This window comes from Clostridium sp. Cult3, from assembly GCF_021655115.1.
Taxonomy (GTDB): Bacteria; Bacillota; Clostridia; order Tissierellales; family Tepidimicrobiaceae; genus PPXY01.
Map to the genome: position 1 here is coordinate 1 of NZ_PPXY01000046.1, position 15,880 is coordinate 15,880.

12 protein-coding genes are annotated in these 15,880 nt (G+C 34.6%); all 12 read left to right on the forward strand.

All coding sequences use genetic code 11. The annotated features are described in order from the left end of the window. Positions 1 to 74 precede the first annotated feature (74 nt). Positions 75 to 3,356 carry a UvrD-helicase domain-containing protein gene (locus C3E88_RS09150; RefSeq protein WP_236909877.1) on the forward strand — a complete coding sequence of 1,094 codons (3,282 nt, stop codon included), beginning with the start codon at positions 75 to 77 and terminating at the stop codon, positions 3,354 to 3,356. Positions 3,357 to 3,360: 4 nt separating this feature from the next. After that, positions 3,361 to 5,352, forward strand: coding sequence for an NAD-dependent DNA ligase LigA (ligA, locus tag C3E88_RS09155; RefSeq protein WP_236909878.1), 1,992 nt, complete (start codon positions 3,361 to 3,363; stop codon positions 5,350 to 5,352). Between the two features lie 124 nt (positions 5,353 to 5,476). Beyond that, positions 5,477 to 5,761, forward strand: a complete 285-nt coding sequence (gene gatC, locus C3E88_RS09160) for an Asp-tRNA(Asn)/Glu-tRNA(Gln) amidotransferase subunit GatC (RefSeq protein ID WP_236909879.1) — start codon at positions 5,477 to 5,479, stop codon at positions 5,759 to 5,761. 14 nt (positions 5,762 to 5,775) lie between these two features. Then, positions 5,776 to 7,233: an Asp-tRNA(Asn)/Glu-tRNA(Gln) amidotransferase subunit GatA gene (gene gatA, locus C3E88_RS09165; RefSeq protein ID WP_236909880.1), complete on the forward strand. Its 1,458-nt coding sequence runs from the start codon at positions 5,776 to 5,778 to the stop codon at positions 7,231 to 7,233. Beyond that, positions 7,223 to 8,653 (forward strand): Asp-tRNA(Asn)/Glu-tRNA(Gln) amidotransferase subunit GatB, encoded by a 1,431-nt coding sequence (gene gatB, locus C3E88_RS09170; RefSeq protein WP_236909881.1) that lies wholly within the window; start codon positions 7,223 to 7,225, stop codon positions 8,651 to 8,653. The genes gatA and gatB overlap by 11 nt, the downstream gene beginning before the upstream one ends. Before the next feature lie 137 nt (positions 8,654 to 8,790). Further along, positions 8,791 to 9,786 carry an AIR synthase family protein gene (locus C3E88_RS09175; protein WP_236909882.1) on the forward strand — a complete coding sequence of 332 codons (996 nt, stop codon included), beginning with the start codon at positions 8,791 to 8,793 and terminating at the stop codon, positions 9,784 to 9,786. A gap of 115 nt (positions 9,787 to 9,901) precedes the next feature. Beyond that, entirely contained in the window at positions 9,902 to 12,004 is a 2,103-nt protein-coding gene (locus C3E88_RS09180; RefSeq protein ID WP_236909883.1) for an N-acetylmuramoyl-L-alanine amidase, read from the forward strand. Between the two features lie 125 nt (positions 12,005 to 12,129). Continuing rightward, positions 12,130 to 12,645 carry a DUF2179 domain-containing protein gene (locus tag C3E88_RS09185; RefSeq protein ID WP_236909884.1) on the forward strand — a complete coding sequence of 172 codons (516 nt, stop codon included), beginning with the start codon at positions 12,130 to 12,132 and terminating at the stop codon, positions 12,643 to 12,645. A gap of 60 nt (positions 12,646 to 12,705) precedes the next feature. Further along, positions 12,706 to 13,725, forward strand: a complete 1,020-nt coding sequence (locus C3E88_RS09190; RefSeq protein WP_236909885.1) for a GerMN domain-containing protein — start codon at positions 12,706 to 12,708, stop codon at positions 13,723 to 13,725. A gap of 190 nt (positions 13,726 to 13,915) precedes the next feature. After that, positions 13,916 to 14,680, forward strand: coding sequence for a ribonuclease PH (rph, locus tag C3E88_RS09195; RefSeq protein WP_236909886.1), 765 nt, complete (start codon positions 13,916 to 13,918; stop codon positions 14,678 to 14,680). After that, positions 14,673 to 15,308: an RdgB/HAM1 family non-canonical purine NTP pyrophosphatase gene (gene rdgB, locus C3E88_RS09200; protein ID WP_236909887.1), complete on the forward strand. Its 636-nt coding sequence runs from the start codon at positions 14,673 to 14,675 to the stop codon at positions 15,306 to 15,308. Before rph ends, rdgB begins: the two co-directional genes overlap by 8 nt. Beyond that, complete coding sequence (locus tag C3E88_RS09205) at positions 15,286 to 15,765, forward strand: metallophosphoesterase (protein WP_236909888.1); 480 nt, start codon at positions 15,286 to 15,288, stop codon at positions 15,763 to 15,765. The genes rdgB and C3E88_RS09205 overlap by 23 nt, the downstream gene beginning before the upstream one ends. The last annotated feature ends 115 nt before the right edge of the window (positions 15,766 to 15,880 follow it).

Below are 15,880 nucleotides of genomic sequence, written 5' to 3' on the forward strand. Positions count from 1 at the left end.
AATTTAATTGGAATAATCAAAGCTTTATTATATAATTAAAAAGGAAACTAATGTTTATTTAGGATGGTGAAAATATGGACTATATAAAAGGTTTAAACGATAGACAGAAAGAAGCTGTTCTGCATACAGAAGGACCTTTGCTCATATTAGCAGGGGCAGGAAGTGGAAAAACCCGTGTGCTGACCCACAGGATAGCTTATTTAATAGAAGAAAAGGGAGTTTTCCCTGGAAATATATTGGCAATAACCTTTACCAACAAGGCAGCCAATGAAATGAAAGAAAGGGTGGCAAGTTTACTTGATGGAGATGTAGACAATATATGGATGGGGACATTTCATTCCATTGGTGTAAGGATATTGAGAAGGGATATAAATAAGATTGGATATGAGAGAAATTTCTCCATATATGATAGGGATGATCAGATAACCCTTATGAAGGAATGCATAAAGGAGAAGGATTTAAACAAGGACATATATAAAGAAAAATCCGTATTAGGAACTATTAGTACCTTAAAGGATGGTATGATTTCTCCAGATACATATATAAACCAAAATTACAATGATTTCTATAGAAGAAATGTAGGAGAACTATATGCCCTTTACCAAAAGAAACTAAAGCAGAACAATGCTTTAGACTTTGATGATCTAATCATAAAGACTTTGGAATTACTTAGGACAGACCCTATGGTTTTAGACTACTACCAAAAGAAGTTTAAATATATATTTATAGACGAGTTTCAAGACACAAACAAATCCCAATACGAATTGGTAAGGCTACTATCCAATAGGTATAGGAATCTATGTGTGGTAGGAGATGATGACCAGTGTGTACTAGAAGGTTCTAAGGTAAGTACCCCAAAAGGTCAAATATCAATTGAGGATTTAAAGGAGGCTGGTGTAATATATTCAGCTTCTGGTAGAGGAGAAGTTTTAGAAGGCGGTATAGATAAAATAATTAAGAAAGAATATAAAGGTCCAATAATAAATATAAAAACTAAATCGGGAAAAAGCATTAGGACTACTCCAAATCACATAATGTTTGGCAAACTAAATCCAGAGCCAGGAGTTTTCTATGTGTACTTGATGTATCGAAGGGATAAAGGTTATAGAATAGGAGTAACTCAAGGAGTAAGAACTAGGGAAAAGAAGATAGTAAATGGGCTTATGGTTAGATTGAATCAAGAACAAGGAGACAAGGCTTGGATCATAAAGACATGTAATAGCAAGTCAGAAGCAGTATTTTACCAGCAGTTGCTTTCTATTGAGTATCAGATACCTACCACTTGTTTCCATGTAGTAGGTAAGGAGATGAGCATTAATCAAGAATATAATGATAGGATATTTGAGGAAATAGATACGGAGACCAATGCTATAAAGTTGATGGAAGATTTCTTATTGTTTGAAGAATATCCTCATCATAGAGCAAATTGTGTAATCAGAGGAGATAGTATAAGACAAATTGTGAATTTGAGCTTTTTTAGTGGCAAAAAAGCTGGTGTAGAATCAGGTTGGTATAGTCATAGAATACATTTTAATACAAGTGGTGATAAGTCCAAGAAAAATGTTGAGGCTTCAGGTTTTCCCGTATGGGATGAAAATAGAGAGTCATGGAGAGTGGAAACAGAAAGGGCAGATTATGATGAGGCAATAGAATTTGCGAAAAGCCTAGAAGGGTTAGATGAGGAGATGGAGATAGTAAAAAGAGCAAGGCTAACAGATGATAACTATTTTATCTATATGCCAGCTAGTCATATAAGACCAAATATGAGCATTCCAGTATATGAAGATGGAAACATAGTTGAGGATATTGTAGAAGCAACCTTTATAGAGGAATACAAGGGAAATGTATATGATATTTCAGTTCCTAATTTAAGACAGTATATTTGTCAGGACATAGTAGTTCATAATTCTATTTATGGCTGGAGAGGTGCGGATATAACCAATATACTTAACTTTGAGAAGGATTTTCCAAATACTAAAATAATAAAACTAGAACAAAATTATCGTTCTACTAAGAATATATTAAATGTAGCAAATCATGTAATAAAAAACAACTCTGAAAGAAAAGATAAAAGCCTATGGACCGACAATGAAGAGGGGAATTTGGTCGTAGTAGAGAGTCTACCAGATTCTCAAGATGAAGCTTACTTTGTAGTGAATAAGGTAGAAGAGCTAATGAATGAGGGCTATAAGCCAGCAGACTTTGCCATACTATATAGAACTAATGCTCAATCTAGGTCCTTTGAGGAAGCCTTTATGAAAAGAAATATCCCCTATAAGATAGTAGGAGGTCTTAGGTTCTATGATAGAAAGGAAATCAAGGATATAATAGCCTACTTAAAACTAATTCAAAATCCTGTTGATGATATATCATTAAAGCGCATAATAAACGTACCTAAGAGAGGTATAGGTAATGCTACAGTAGGAAAAGTTGAGGAGTATGCTAATGCTATTGGGGAAAGTATATATATTGTACTCCAAGATGTGGAAAGTGTGCCTGGACTATCTACCAGAGCCATAAACAGTTTAAGTGGATTTAAAGAAATCATAAACAATCTGATGGATATGAAAGAAGAAATGGGCATAAAGGATTTTATAGAAGAAGTACTGTACAGAACGGAATATATAAAGGAACTAGAAAAGGAAGATAATATTGAGGCTCAAACCAGATTAGAAAATATTAGGGAATTTATCTCCGTAGCTATAGATTTTGAAGTAAAAAATCCAGAAGGAACATTAGAAGATTTCTTAGCTAATGTATCCCTTCTTTCCGATGTAGACAAGACAGAAGATGTGGAAAATTCAGCTACTATGTTAACAGTCCATTCTGCTAAGGGATTAGAATTTCCCGTGGTATTTATGGTAGGTATGGAAGAAGGATTATTCCCTATATCCAGAGCATTAGAAGACGAATCAGAACTGGAAGAGGAAAGAAGACTTTGTTATGTAGCTATAACAAGAGCTCAAGAGCTATTGTTTATAACTCATGCAAAGATTAGAACAATATATGGTAATGTAAATTATAGTCTACCTTCTAGATTTATAGATGAAATACCAGAGGATTTGATTTTCGTGGCTGGACATGAAACAAGTTCAGTAAAGAGTGGTAGAAAACAGTTGATTAACGTAATAGATTATTCCAATAGGAGAAAGGTTTCTACACCAGAACCTAAAATAGATGACCAAGATATTAAGGTAGGTACAAAAGTTAATCACAAAAAATGGGGTGTAGGTACTATTGTACAAATTAAAGATAGGGATAATGACAAGGAAGTAGTCATCGCTTTTGATAATACAATAGGGCTAAAGCGATTACTTCTTTCTATTGCTCCTATAGAGATTGTGAAAGGAGATTAATACTATGGATAAGATCAAAAGAATAAGGGAACTCATAGATATCATCGATGAGCTAAATTATCATTATTATACCCTAGACGATCCTAAATTAAGCGATAAGGAATATGATCAATTATATGATGAATTGGTAAAATTAGAAAAGGAAACTGGGGTAGTCTACCCTTATTCTCCTACCCAAAGAGTTGGAGGGGAGATATTAGATAAGTTTGAAAAGCATACCCACATGGGTAGACTTTGGAGTTTGGACAAAAGTCAGAGCTATGGAGAGTTGAAAAACTGGGATGCAAGGGTAAGACGCTTGATAGATGAATACAATAGTAGCCATGAAGACAAACTACCATCCCCTACTTATGTAGTAGAATATAAATTTGATGGATTGACCATAAATGTAACCTATAGAGATGGTGAATTGGTTCAAGGGGCTACTAGGGGAAATGGTACTGTTGGGGAGGCTATACTACCTCAGATTAGAACCATTAAAACCTTGCCATTAAAAATAAACTATAAAGGGACACTGGAGATTCAAGGAGAAGGGCTGATGCCCTTATCTGCCCTTAAGAAATATAATGAACAAGCAGCAGAGCCTTTAAAAAACGCTAGAAATGCTGCAGCTGGGGCCTTAAGGAATTTAGACCCTAAGGTTACAGCTAATAGAAATCTAATAGCCTATTTTTATAATATAGGACATATTGAAGGGAAAGAGTTCGAAACCCATATAGAAATGCTACAGTTCATAAAGGATAATAGGCTCCCAGTATATGGTTATGCTAAAGAATGCCATACCATTAATGAAGTAATTGAGGAGATTGAAAAGATTGAGGATAGACGGCATCATATAGATGTATTAACTGATGGAGCAGTTATTAAGATAAATGATATAAGGACTAGAGAAGTACTAGGTTATACTATGAGGTTTCCCCGTTGGGCTATAGCCTATAAGTTTGAAGCGGAAGAGACTACTACCAAATTATTATCCGTAGAATGGAATGTAGGTAGAACTGGAAAGGTTACCCCTACGGCTCTATTGGAACCAGTGGAAATTGCTGGAGCTACTGTAAGGCGAGCAACTTTAAATAATTTTGATGATATTGAAAGAAAAGGAGTTAGACTCAATTCTCGAGTATTTATTCGAAGATCTAATGAGGTGATTCCAGAGATAATGGGAGTAGTAGATACAGATGAAGAAACAGAAGAGATTAATAAGCCTACCCATTGTCCGGCATGTAATAGTGAATTAATCCAAGAGGGAGTCCATATATTCTGTCCTAACTCATTAACCTGCAAACCACAGCTAGTATCTAGGATGGTTCATTTTGCTAGTCGTGATGCTATGAATATAGAGGGATTTAACGAAAAGACAGCAGAAAAACTATTCGAAGAATTAAACTTAACCGATGTAGCAGATATATATGAGATAAAATATGAGGATTTAATAAAGCTAGAAGGTTTTAAAGATAAGAAGACAAACAATCTATTAGAAGCTATAGAGAGGAGTAAAAATACTACATTAGACGCCTTTATATATGCTTTAGGTATAAATAATGTAGGCATAAAGACAGCTCAGGACTTAGCAGAACACTTTAAATCCCTAGAAGGAATAAAAAATGCTACCTATGAAGAGTTGATGACTATACCGGATATAGGTCCTAAAATAGCCGAAAGTATTATAGAATTCTTCCACGACAAAAGGATACTCCAAGGACTAGATAAGCTGTTGTCTGAAGGAGTCAATCCCCATTACGAAGACATAGAAAAGGAGGAATCTTTCTTTACCGATAAGACAGTAGTCATTACTGGAACAATAGAAGGCTACACTAGGAAGGAGCTGAAGGATATGGTAGAAAAACAAGGGGGCAAAGTAACAGGCTCTGTCAGCAGTAAAACCGACTATGTAATAGTAGGCCAAAACCCAGGTAGCAAATATGAAAAAGCAGTAGAGCTAGGCATTGAAATAATAGATGAACAAGAGTTAAACTTACTCATATCTGATAAATAACTATCAAAATTGGTGCCAGGCACCATTTTTGATAGTTATTTGCCCGATTTTGGGCAAATTGGTTTTTTCTTTTTTTAGTGATAAAATATGTAGTAGTCAAGGATGAATAAAGGAGGTATTAAAAGTGGTTTCCATAGAAGATGTAAAGTATATTGCAGAGCTTTGTAAATTGAAATTTAATGATGGAGAACTAGAAAGTTTTACTTATGAGTTTAAAGAAATTCTTAATTATGTGGATCAGTTAAAGGAAGTAGATACTGAAGGTGTTAAGCCTACCTATTTTGTTAATTCTAATTCTCAACCTTTGAGAGAAGATAGGGTAGAGGAAGGCCTATCAAAGGAAGATGCAATAAAAAATGCACCAGAAGAACAATATGGTTATTTTAAATTACTAAATGTAATGGAGTAGAAAGAGGTGAAAATATGGATATTGTAAAATTAACTGCTATGGAGATGAAAAAGAAAATTGAAGATAAGGAGATATCTAGTAGAGATATTGTAGAGGCACATCTCCATCAGATAGAAGATATAGAAGAAGAATTAAATGCCTTCATAACTATAACTAAGGAAGAAGCATTACAGTCTGCCGATAGGATAGATGAGAAGATAAAAAATGGTGAGAAACTAGGTTCGTTAGCTGGTATACCCATTGGGATTAAGGACAATATTGTAACTAAAAATGTAAGAACTACCTGTGGTTCTAAGATGCTAGAAAATTTTATTCCACCTTATGAGGCTACCGTTGTAGAAAAAATAAAGGAAGCTGATGGAATCATCCTAGGAAAGCTGAATATGGATGAATTTGCCATGGGCTCTTCTACGGAAACCTCTTATTTTGGTCCTACTAAAAACCCTATGGACTTAGAAAAGGTGCCAGGAGGGTCTAGTGGTGGTTCAGCTGCTGCTGTGAAGGCAAAAGAAGTGGCTTTGGCTCTAGGCTCAGATACTGGTGGTTCTATTAGACAACCAGCTAGTTATTGTGGTGTTGTAGGGATAAAGCCTACCTACGGTTTGGTTTCCAGATATGGTCTAGTTTCCTTGGCAAATTCTCTAGATCAAATAGGAGTATTAGGAAGGAATGTTTCCGATGCAGCATTGATGCTTAATACTATCGTAGGTTATGATGTAAAGGATTCTACTTCTATAAACAGGGATGTAGTAGATTATGTCGAAAAACTTTCTGAAAACATAAAAGGAATGAAGATAGGTATTCCTAGAGAATATTTTGATTTGAAAATGGATGAAAAAGTAAAAGAAGAGATATTAAATGCAGTGAAGGTGTTTGAGGGCCTAGGAGCTAAAACAGAGGAGATATCCTTACCTCATACTGAATATGGACTAGCAACCTATTATATAGTATCTACTGCGGAAATCAGTTCTAATCTAGCTAGATTTGATGGAATTAGATATGGCTACAGATCTAAAAATTACGAAACACTAGACGAACTATATATAAATACTCGTACCGAAGCCTTTGGTCAAGAGGTTAAAAGGAGGATAATGGCTGGTACCTATAGCTTGAGTAGAGGGCATAGCGAAGAATACTATAAAAAGGCTGTAAAGGTAAGAACTCTTATCAAGGAAGATTTCGATAAGGCTTTTGAAAAATATGATATCATTCTATCTCCGACGGCACCTAATTTACCTTTCAAATTAGGGGAGAAGGTTGACAATCCGTTAGCTATGTATAAATCCGATCTATTTACTGTGCCTGTTAATTTAGCGGGAATATGTTCTCTTTCTATGCCTTGTGGATATATAGAAGGGTTACCTGTAGGATTACAGATAATAGGGAATAGATTTGAAGAACTAAATATTTTGAAAGCAGCAAGGGCTTTTGAAAAAGAGATATCTTTAGGGGGTGAAAACTATGGCTTATAAAACAATAATAGGATTAGAAATTCACGTAGAACTCATGACCCATACTAAAATATTTTGTAGCTGCACCAATGAATTTGGTGGAGAAGCCAATACCCATTGTTGCCCAGTTTGCTTAGGATTACCTGGGGCTTTGCCAGTATTAAATAAATCCGTGTTGGAATATGGAATAAAAGCAGGTATAGCTTTTAATTCTAAAATTGCTAATAGGACGAAAATGGATAGAAAAAACTACTTCTATCCAGACTTGGTTAAAGGCTATCAAATAAGCCAAGATGACATACCCCTATGTAGTGGTGGATATGTGGAAATTGAATTAGAAGAAGGGACAAAGAACATTGGTTTAACTAGGATTCACATTGAGGAAGATACAGGAAAATCTATTCATACAGAAGAGGGAGACTCCCTTTTAGATTATAATAGAGCAGGAGTGCCTTTAATAGAAATAGTTACAGAACCGGATATGAATACTCCAGAGGAAGCTAGGTTGTTCTTAGAAAAGCTAAGATCTACTTTAAAATATATAGAGGTTTCCGACTGTAAAATGGAAGAAGGTTCTTTAAGATGTGATGTCAACATAAATGTAGTAGATACGGAAACTGGGAACAAAACTAACATAACGGAACTTAAAAACTTAAACTCCTTTAGAGGAGCAGTCAAAGCTATGGAATATGAAGAAAAAAGACATATATCCCTATTGAAAGAAGGGAAAAACACTGATAGGGAAACCAGAAGATGGGATGAAGTAATAGGTGAAACTATCATCATGAGAGAAAAGGGAGAAGTGGCAGATTATAGATATGCTGTAGATGCAGACATTTTGCCTATTGAGGTAGAAGATGAATGGATAGAAGAGATAAGAAACTCCTTACCAGAACTACCCCATGCTAAAAAAGAAAGATTTATGAAGGACTACGATATACCAGAATACGATGCAGGTGTACTTACTCAGTCCAAGGAGTTGGCAGATTTCTATGAAGAAACGGTAAAATATATTGATGATCCTAAGCAGGTTAGCAACTGGATAATGGGCGATGTGCTAAGAAGAATAAATGATGAAGAGATTGAAATAGAGGATTTGAAATTTAAACCTAAGGATTTAGCAGATCTTTTAGAATTGATAAATCAGGATAAGATCAGCAACAATATTGGTAAAAAAGTACTTAGAAGTATGTTTGAAACGGGCAATCCACCAGCACAAATTGTAAAGGATGAGGGATTGATCCAAATATCTGATGAAGGTGAATTGAGGGAAATAGTTGAAAAGGTACTGTCGGAAAATGAACAATCCATTATAGACTATAAAAATGGCAAGGATAGAGCTTTAGGCTATTTAGTTGGCCAGGTAATGAAAGCTACTAGAGGAAAGGCAAACCCCCAAATGGTAAATAAAATAATAAGGGATGTAATAGAGGAAAAATAGAGCTTCTATAGGGAAGCTCTTTTTCTCTTTTATAAAAAACATATAAGTGTACTTAAAGTGTACTAAAAGTGTATAATGTTTGCTATAATATATTTATAGAATAATTAATATAGGATTAGCTAAGGGGGTAGTAGATCATGGAAATAGGTAAATTGCCAAATGAAGTACTAAAAAGAATTGTATTTGATAATATTAAAAATAGAAGAGAAGAAGTACTGGTAGGTTCTGCTATAGGGAAGGATAATGCCATAGTAGACTTTGGTGATGAGGTATGTATATTATCTACAGATCCAATAACAGGCGCTACTAAGGATATAGGCAAATTAGCAGTTCACATATCCTGTAATGATGTAGCCAGTAGTGGAGCTGAACCTATAGGAGTGTTGTTAACTATTTTAGCTCCTCCAAATACTACTGAAGAGGATATTTATTTGATAATGAATGAAGCAGGGGAAGCCTCTAAGACGTTAAATGTAGAAATAATGGGAGGACATACGGAGATTACAGACGCAGTTAATAGAGTAGTAATATCTGCTACAGTAGTTGGAAAACAAAAAAAGGAAAACATGTTAGATATCCATAGTATAGAGGATGGATATCAGGTGCTGATGACAAAATATGTTGGTATTGAAGGAACTTCTATATTAGCAAAGGAGTTAGAGGCCTATCTAGAGGATAAAATAGATGAAGCGAAAATTAAAGAAGCCCAATCCATGGGAGAAGACATCAGCGTTGTAAAAGAAGGGGTTATATGTGGAGAAATAGGTGTAAACTATATGCATGATATAACAGAGGGTGGAGTATTAGGGGCCGTTTGGGAAGGAGCAGTAGCTATTAACAAAGGCATAAAAATATATGAAGATCTAATTCCCATAAAGCAGATCACTAAGGAGATATCAGATATTTTAGATATAGATCCCTATAGATTGATCTCAAGTGGCAGTATGCTCATAGTAGCAGAAAAAGGAAAGATTCCAATAATAAAAAATAGATTAGCGGAAGAAGGAATTAAGGTTACGGTTATTGGGGAAGTAATAGAAAAAGGGATTATTATGGAGAAGGGTGGGATTCCCATGGAAATTGACGGTCCTACTAGCGATGAACTATATAAAGGCCTTTCTATTATAGATTGAATGTTACATTATGATTACAAAAGCTCTAATTCGTTGACATAATAAGCCTTCAAATGATATAAATAATTTAAGGGTAATAGACTTAAGATAAAAGATGTAGAAAGGGGCAATTGGTATGAAGAAATGGAAAGCTGTATTATCCCTTTTGCTAATCTTTGTTTTTTTTAGCTCGCCGGGATTTGCAGCCGCAAAGCACAACAAAATCGCAGTAAGTATGGATGGACGCAAACATACAGTAACAGAAGTACCCGTTCTAGTGGATGGACAAGCCATAAATATAGGGATTCCAAATTTTATTCATCGAGATTACACATTTGTCCCTATAAGGTTTGTAGAGCGGTATGGTGCAAAAGTAAACTGGGATCAAAAGACTAAGACTGCTACCGTCATTCAAAACAGTAAGGAAATAAAGATGACCATTAATAGTAGGGACATATATGTTAATGGACAGAAAAAGGTAGTAGACAAGGAATTGACTCCTAAGTTTGTTACCTTTGCTAACAAAGATACTAGAACCATGATACCCTTTAGATTAGTGTCTGAAATACTAGGGTACGAAGTAGGATGGGACAATGCCAATAGAGTTCCTTTTATAAATACAAAGGTAGAGGAAAATCCCGATGGGAATTCAAGTGCTATGGAAGTAACTGATATATTCTTAGATAAGGGTAGCACTAGTATACCAAATATAGTTATAAATGGAACAGACAATTTTAAGTATTCTACCGCTCTATTGGAAAACCCCAATAGATTTGTAATAGACATTGAAGATGCTAAACTGAATCTAAAAGGGGGTATACCTTTTGAAGGTGGAGTAGGGGTATTAAATGTGAATAGTGGTTCTATATCTAAATTAAATGTATCCCAATTCTCTTTATCACCAAATGTAGTAAGGATAGTTGTTCACTTGACAGAGAAGGTAGATTTTGAAATCCAATCTGGAAATGAGGGTAAGAGTATTACTATTTCCCCAGTAAATAAAGTAGTTAATCTGAATAAAGTAGGCAATATAAACAAGGAAAAAATAAATGGAAAAGAAGCTATAGTAATCTACAACGAGTTTAAACCTAAAATAAACACTATGAAATTTAATAATCCAGAAAGGATAGTTATAGATCTACTAGATTCGTCTTTAGAGGCAGGGGATTATGTAGAATATAATCATAGTATAGGGCTTGTTGAAAAGGTAAGAGCATCTCAATTTATACCAGACAATAACTATAAACCTGATGATAAGATTGTTAGAGTAGTATTAGATATTAAGGATGGAGTATCAGATCCAAATGTAAAAATTGATACATATGACGATCGGATAGTTATTACACCTGAAACTAGTATATGGGAGGCAGTTGACTATTCCTTTGAAGGAGCAAATAGGATTATATCCATTAACGCCAATAGAGAGATAGAGTACAATGTAGACTACAATAGCCATGGAAAAGTAATGACCATTAGCCTTCCATCGGATAGCTTAGATTTAGAGGAAGGATATACAGCTATTAATGATGGGCTAATAAAGGATATACGAGTAGTAAAGGAAAGAAATGCTTCCAAGGTTATCATCAACTTCATCAGGAGTGCTGAATACAGTATATTATCAAAGAATATGGATAATAAAATAACCCTAAGTCTAAAGAGAGATTCAAACATAAAACCTTCTGATCGAGTTATAGTGATAGACCCAGGTCATGGTGGAAAAGATCCAGGAACAGTTCAAAATGGCATTAGGGAAAAGGATGTAAACCTAGCAGTATCCCACAAGCTTAATGAAGGTTTGAAGGATAAAGGCTATACCACAATAATGACGAGGGAAGATGACATCTTTATAGAATTGAAGGAAAGAGCAAATATTGCAAATAGAAATGGAGCAGATCTATTTATAAGTATACACTCTAATTCTCATCCTAATGGTAATGTGTCTGGAATTCAAATTTTATATCATTCAAAGAATAAGGCAAATGTTACTAAAGAAGAAACATATAATTTAGCCAACATAATAATGGATGAGATGACAAAAGGCACTGGAGCTCAAAACAAGGGATTATTAGCTCGGGAGAAAACAGTGGTCATAAGGGACACAGCTATGCCATCGGTATTAATCGAATTAGGATTTTTGACTAATATCCAGGAAGCACAGTTGTTAACCGATGAAACATATCAAGATCTGTTGGTAGAATCCATCATAAAAGGAATCGAAAGATATTTTGAAATATATTAAAAGTGGAGATTATATCTCCGCTTTTTTTTATTTGACATTATTGATAGTCTAGTGTATAAAGTATATAAATATTGTGAAAATAGAATTAGCATCATAGGAATGCTTTAGACAGGGAGGAGTCGCTAATGTTTTGGTACTTATTTATTTTTCTGGCAAGAGTTGCAGATGTTACATTGGCAACTATTAGGATGTTAATGGTAGTACAAGGACGAAAGATTCATGCAGCTATTATAGGTTTTTTTGAAGTGAGTATATACGTGACTGCTTTAAGCAAAGTAGTCAGCAACCTAGATAATCTTGGCAACCTATTGGCTTATGCTTTAGGCTTTGCCTGTGGCAATTATATAGGTATTACCATAGAAAATAGAATAGCCCTAGGTAACTTAGCAGCACAAGTTATACTTAAAAATGGAAATAATGCAGAATTAATTGAGAAGTTAAGGGAATCAGGTTTTGGAGTAACGGTACTACATGGGGAAGGAAGGGAAGGTAGTAGGGAAATACTCCAATTAGCCATACATAGAAAAGATCTGGCTAAACTTAAGGAGATAGTCTATAGCTATGAAAAAGAAGCTTTTATTACAACAAATTCAGTAAATCCTATAAGTGGTGGCTATTTTACAACTATTAAAAAGAAATAATAATCATAGTACCCCTTATCCATTAATATAATGTAATAACAATATGGAGGGGGGTAAGGGATGGATAATAAAAAAATAGCATTAATACTTTTAATAATAGTAGTAGGTGTAATGGTCGTAAGTTGCAAGGGGAAAGGAGGTTTTAAGAAACTTTTTTCTAAGGAGGAAGAGTTAGAAATCATCAGGTCTGATGATTTGGAATTTGAAATTGCGGAAGACGATGGGATGCGAGGGACTATACTATACTTTAGAGATAAACAAGGTTTGCTAGTGCCTCTTATGAAAAAGATTCCCTGGGAAGAAGGCATTGCTAAATTGGCTTTGAGAAATATGATAGATAGTCCTGAATTAAGGGAAAGCATGGCTAACACTGGATTATCACCTATTATACCAGCAGGAACAGAAATAAGGGGGATGGCCATAGATGAGGAGATAGGCCTTTGCAAGGTGGATTTTTCAAAGGAAGTATTAAACTATGAAACAGAAAAGGATGAAGAAAATTTAATAAAGGGAGTAGTATATACATTGACTGAGTTTCAAGCCATTGATGAAGTTCAGTTTTTAGTCGATGGTGAGACTATTCCAGTTATGAAGTATGGAGCAGATATATCTAGTCCAATAAAAAGGGAAAATATTAATTTGGCATTGGAGGGGGATAACCAGCGATCTAAGGTCGTGGTATATTACAAGGGAATTAACTTTGAAGAAGATTATGAATACTATGTGCCCGTAACTATACCAACTTTAGCACCTATGCCTAACGTATATACTGCACTGGAAGTATTGTTTGATGGACCACCTGCAGAGCTAGGCCTTAGTTCGCATATTCCCCAAGGAACTAGTTTTCATGGTGTGGACATTAAAGATGGAATAGCCTATATAGATATTTCTTTTGACTATGGGAATCCACCGGAGGATGCTCAAGTTTTCAACGACATGGTAAGGAATATTGGATTAACCCTATCGGAATTTGATGAGGTAGAAAAGGTAGAATTGCTTATAGACGGGAAAAGTTTAGAAGATATGGGAATGGATTTTCACGTAGATATGACAATTCCGGCATTTGCCAATGAATATTAAGCTGTCCAAAGGGCAGCTTGTTTTTATTTTGTAGAAAGTATAAAATATTGAAAGTGGATTACAATATAGAAAGATGAAGAAATATTTGGTAGAATAGAATAAGGTATCTAGTCCCTAAAATAGAAAGTTGATATAAATAAGGGCTTGGATTAAAATGTACTATATAGAAAAAATAATGGGAGTTGTTAAAATGAGCAGAATTGATGATAGAAATTATGATGAACTAAGGGATATAAGGATAACTAGAAACTATTTAAAACACCCTCAAGGTTCTGTCCTTATGGAGATGGGATATACTAAGGTAATATGTACCGCTATGATAGACGATAGGGTACCTCCGTTTTTAAAGGGTACCGATACTGGCTGGATTACTGCAGAATACTCTATGCTTCCTGGTTCTACAACCCATAGAAAATTTAGAGATTCAACAAGAGGAAGAGTAGAAGGCAGATCCCAAGAAATTCAAAGGCTAATAGGTAGATCCTTAAGAGGAGTTATGGATTTATCAATAATTGGTGAAAGGACCATCTGGATAGATTGTGATGTTATACAAGCCGATGGAGGTACTAGAACAGCCTCTATTACTGGAGGATTTGTAGCACTTGTAGATGCATTAAATTGGTTATATGAAAGAGGGGAAATAAAACAAATCCCCATATCCAACTTTGTATCGGCTATATCCGTAGGCATAGTCGATAATAAGGTAATGTTAGATTTATGCTATGAAGAGGACCATAGAGCTTCAGTGGATATGAATATAGTAATGACTGATGATGGTCAGTTTATTGAAATACAAGGTACTGGAGAAGAAAGTACTTTTTCCAAAATGGAATTAAATAAATTATTAGATTTTGCAGAAAAAGGTAACAATGAATTGATAATAAAACAGAGGGAAGCTTTAGGAGATATTAGCCAACTAATAGGGAAAAATATAGAAGGGGAGAATCATGACTAGAAGGAAATTAATTTTATCAACTGGCAATCCAGATAAAGTAGAAGAAATGAAGGAAATACTAAAAAATTTACCTGTAGAAGTTCTATCTAAAAAGGATTTAAAACTTGAAAACTTCGAGATTGAAGAAGACGGTAAAACCTTGGAGGAAAATGCTTTAAAAAAAGCTAGAGCTTTAAGGGAAAAGGTAGAAGGCATAGTTATTGCTGATGATACTGGTCTTTTTGTGGATGCTTTAGATGGAGCACCAGGAGTTCATTCTGCCAGATATGGAGGAGAAGAACACGACTATAATAAAAATAATATTAGATTATTAAAAGAATTAGAAGGTCTTTCAATAGAAAAAAGAAATGCATATTTTAAAACGGTTATAGCGGTAGTATTAGAAGATGAAAGTATATTTACCGTTGAAGGTAAATGTGATGGGGTCATAGGTTTTGAGCCAAAAGGAAATAATGGATTTGGATATGATCCTTTATTTGTACCAAAGGGTTACGACAAGTCCTTTGGAGAGTTAGGACTAGATGTGAAGAACAAGATTAGCCATCGAGCTAGAGCATTAAGTAGATTAAAGGAACAGATGGATAAGATATTGAAGGATGATGCTTATGAGAATATTTGTGGTAAGTGATACCCATGGAAGCACTAGGGAATTTATCAATCAAGTAAATAGTATGGACAAACCCGATTTGATCATCCATTTAGGGGATTATGTAGAGGATGGGGAAAAGATTGAAAAAGCTACAGAAGTAGAAACCATTATAGTAAAGGGCAATGGAGACTATTTTCACCCAAAATACAATGAAGATGAGATACTCAATATAGAGGGAAAAACTCTGTTTTTAACTCATGGACATAATTATGGCATAAGATATGATGTAAATAGGTTGCTTTATAGGGCTCAAGAGGTAGAAGCTGATTTAGTACTATTTGGGCATACTCATATGTCGATTTTTTACGAAGAAGGTGGTATAATAATAATGAACCCAGGTAGTCCTTCTATGCCTAGAGGTTTTAGGAGTAAGAAGACTTTTGGAATAATTGATATAGGTGATGAGATATTAGGTAAGATAGTAGAAATAGAATAATAAAAATTTAAAAAAGCTATGTCAATAGTCAATGAAAATGTCACATAAGAACATAGAAATTTATTCAGTGAAAATGTCACTTTTAATGATAAAAAAAATATATAACCGCATTTAT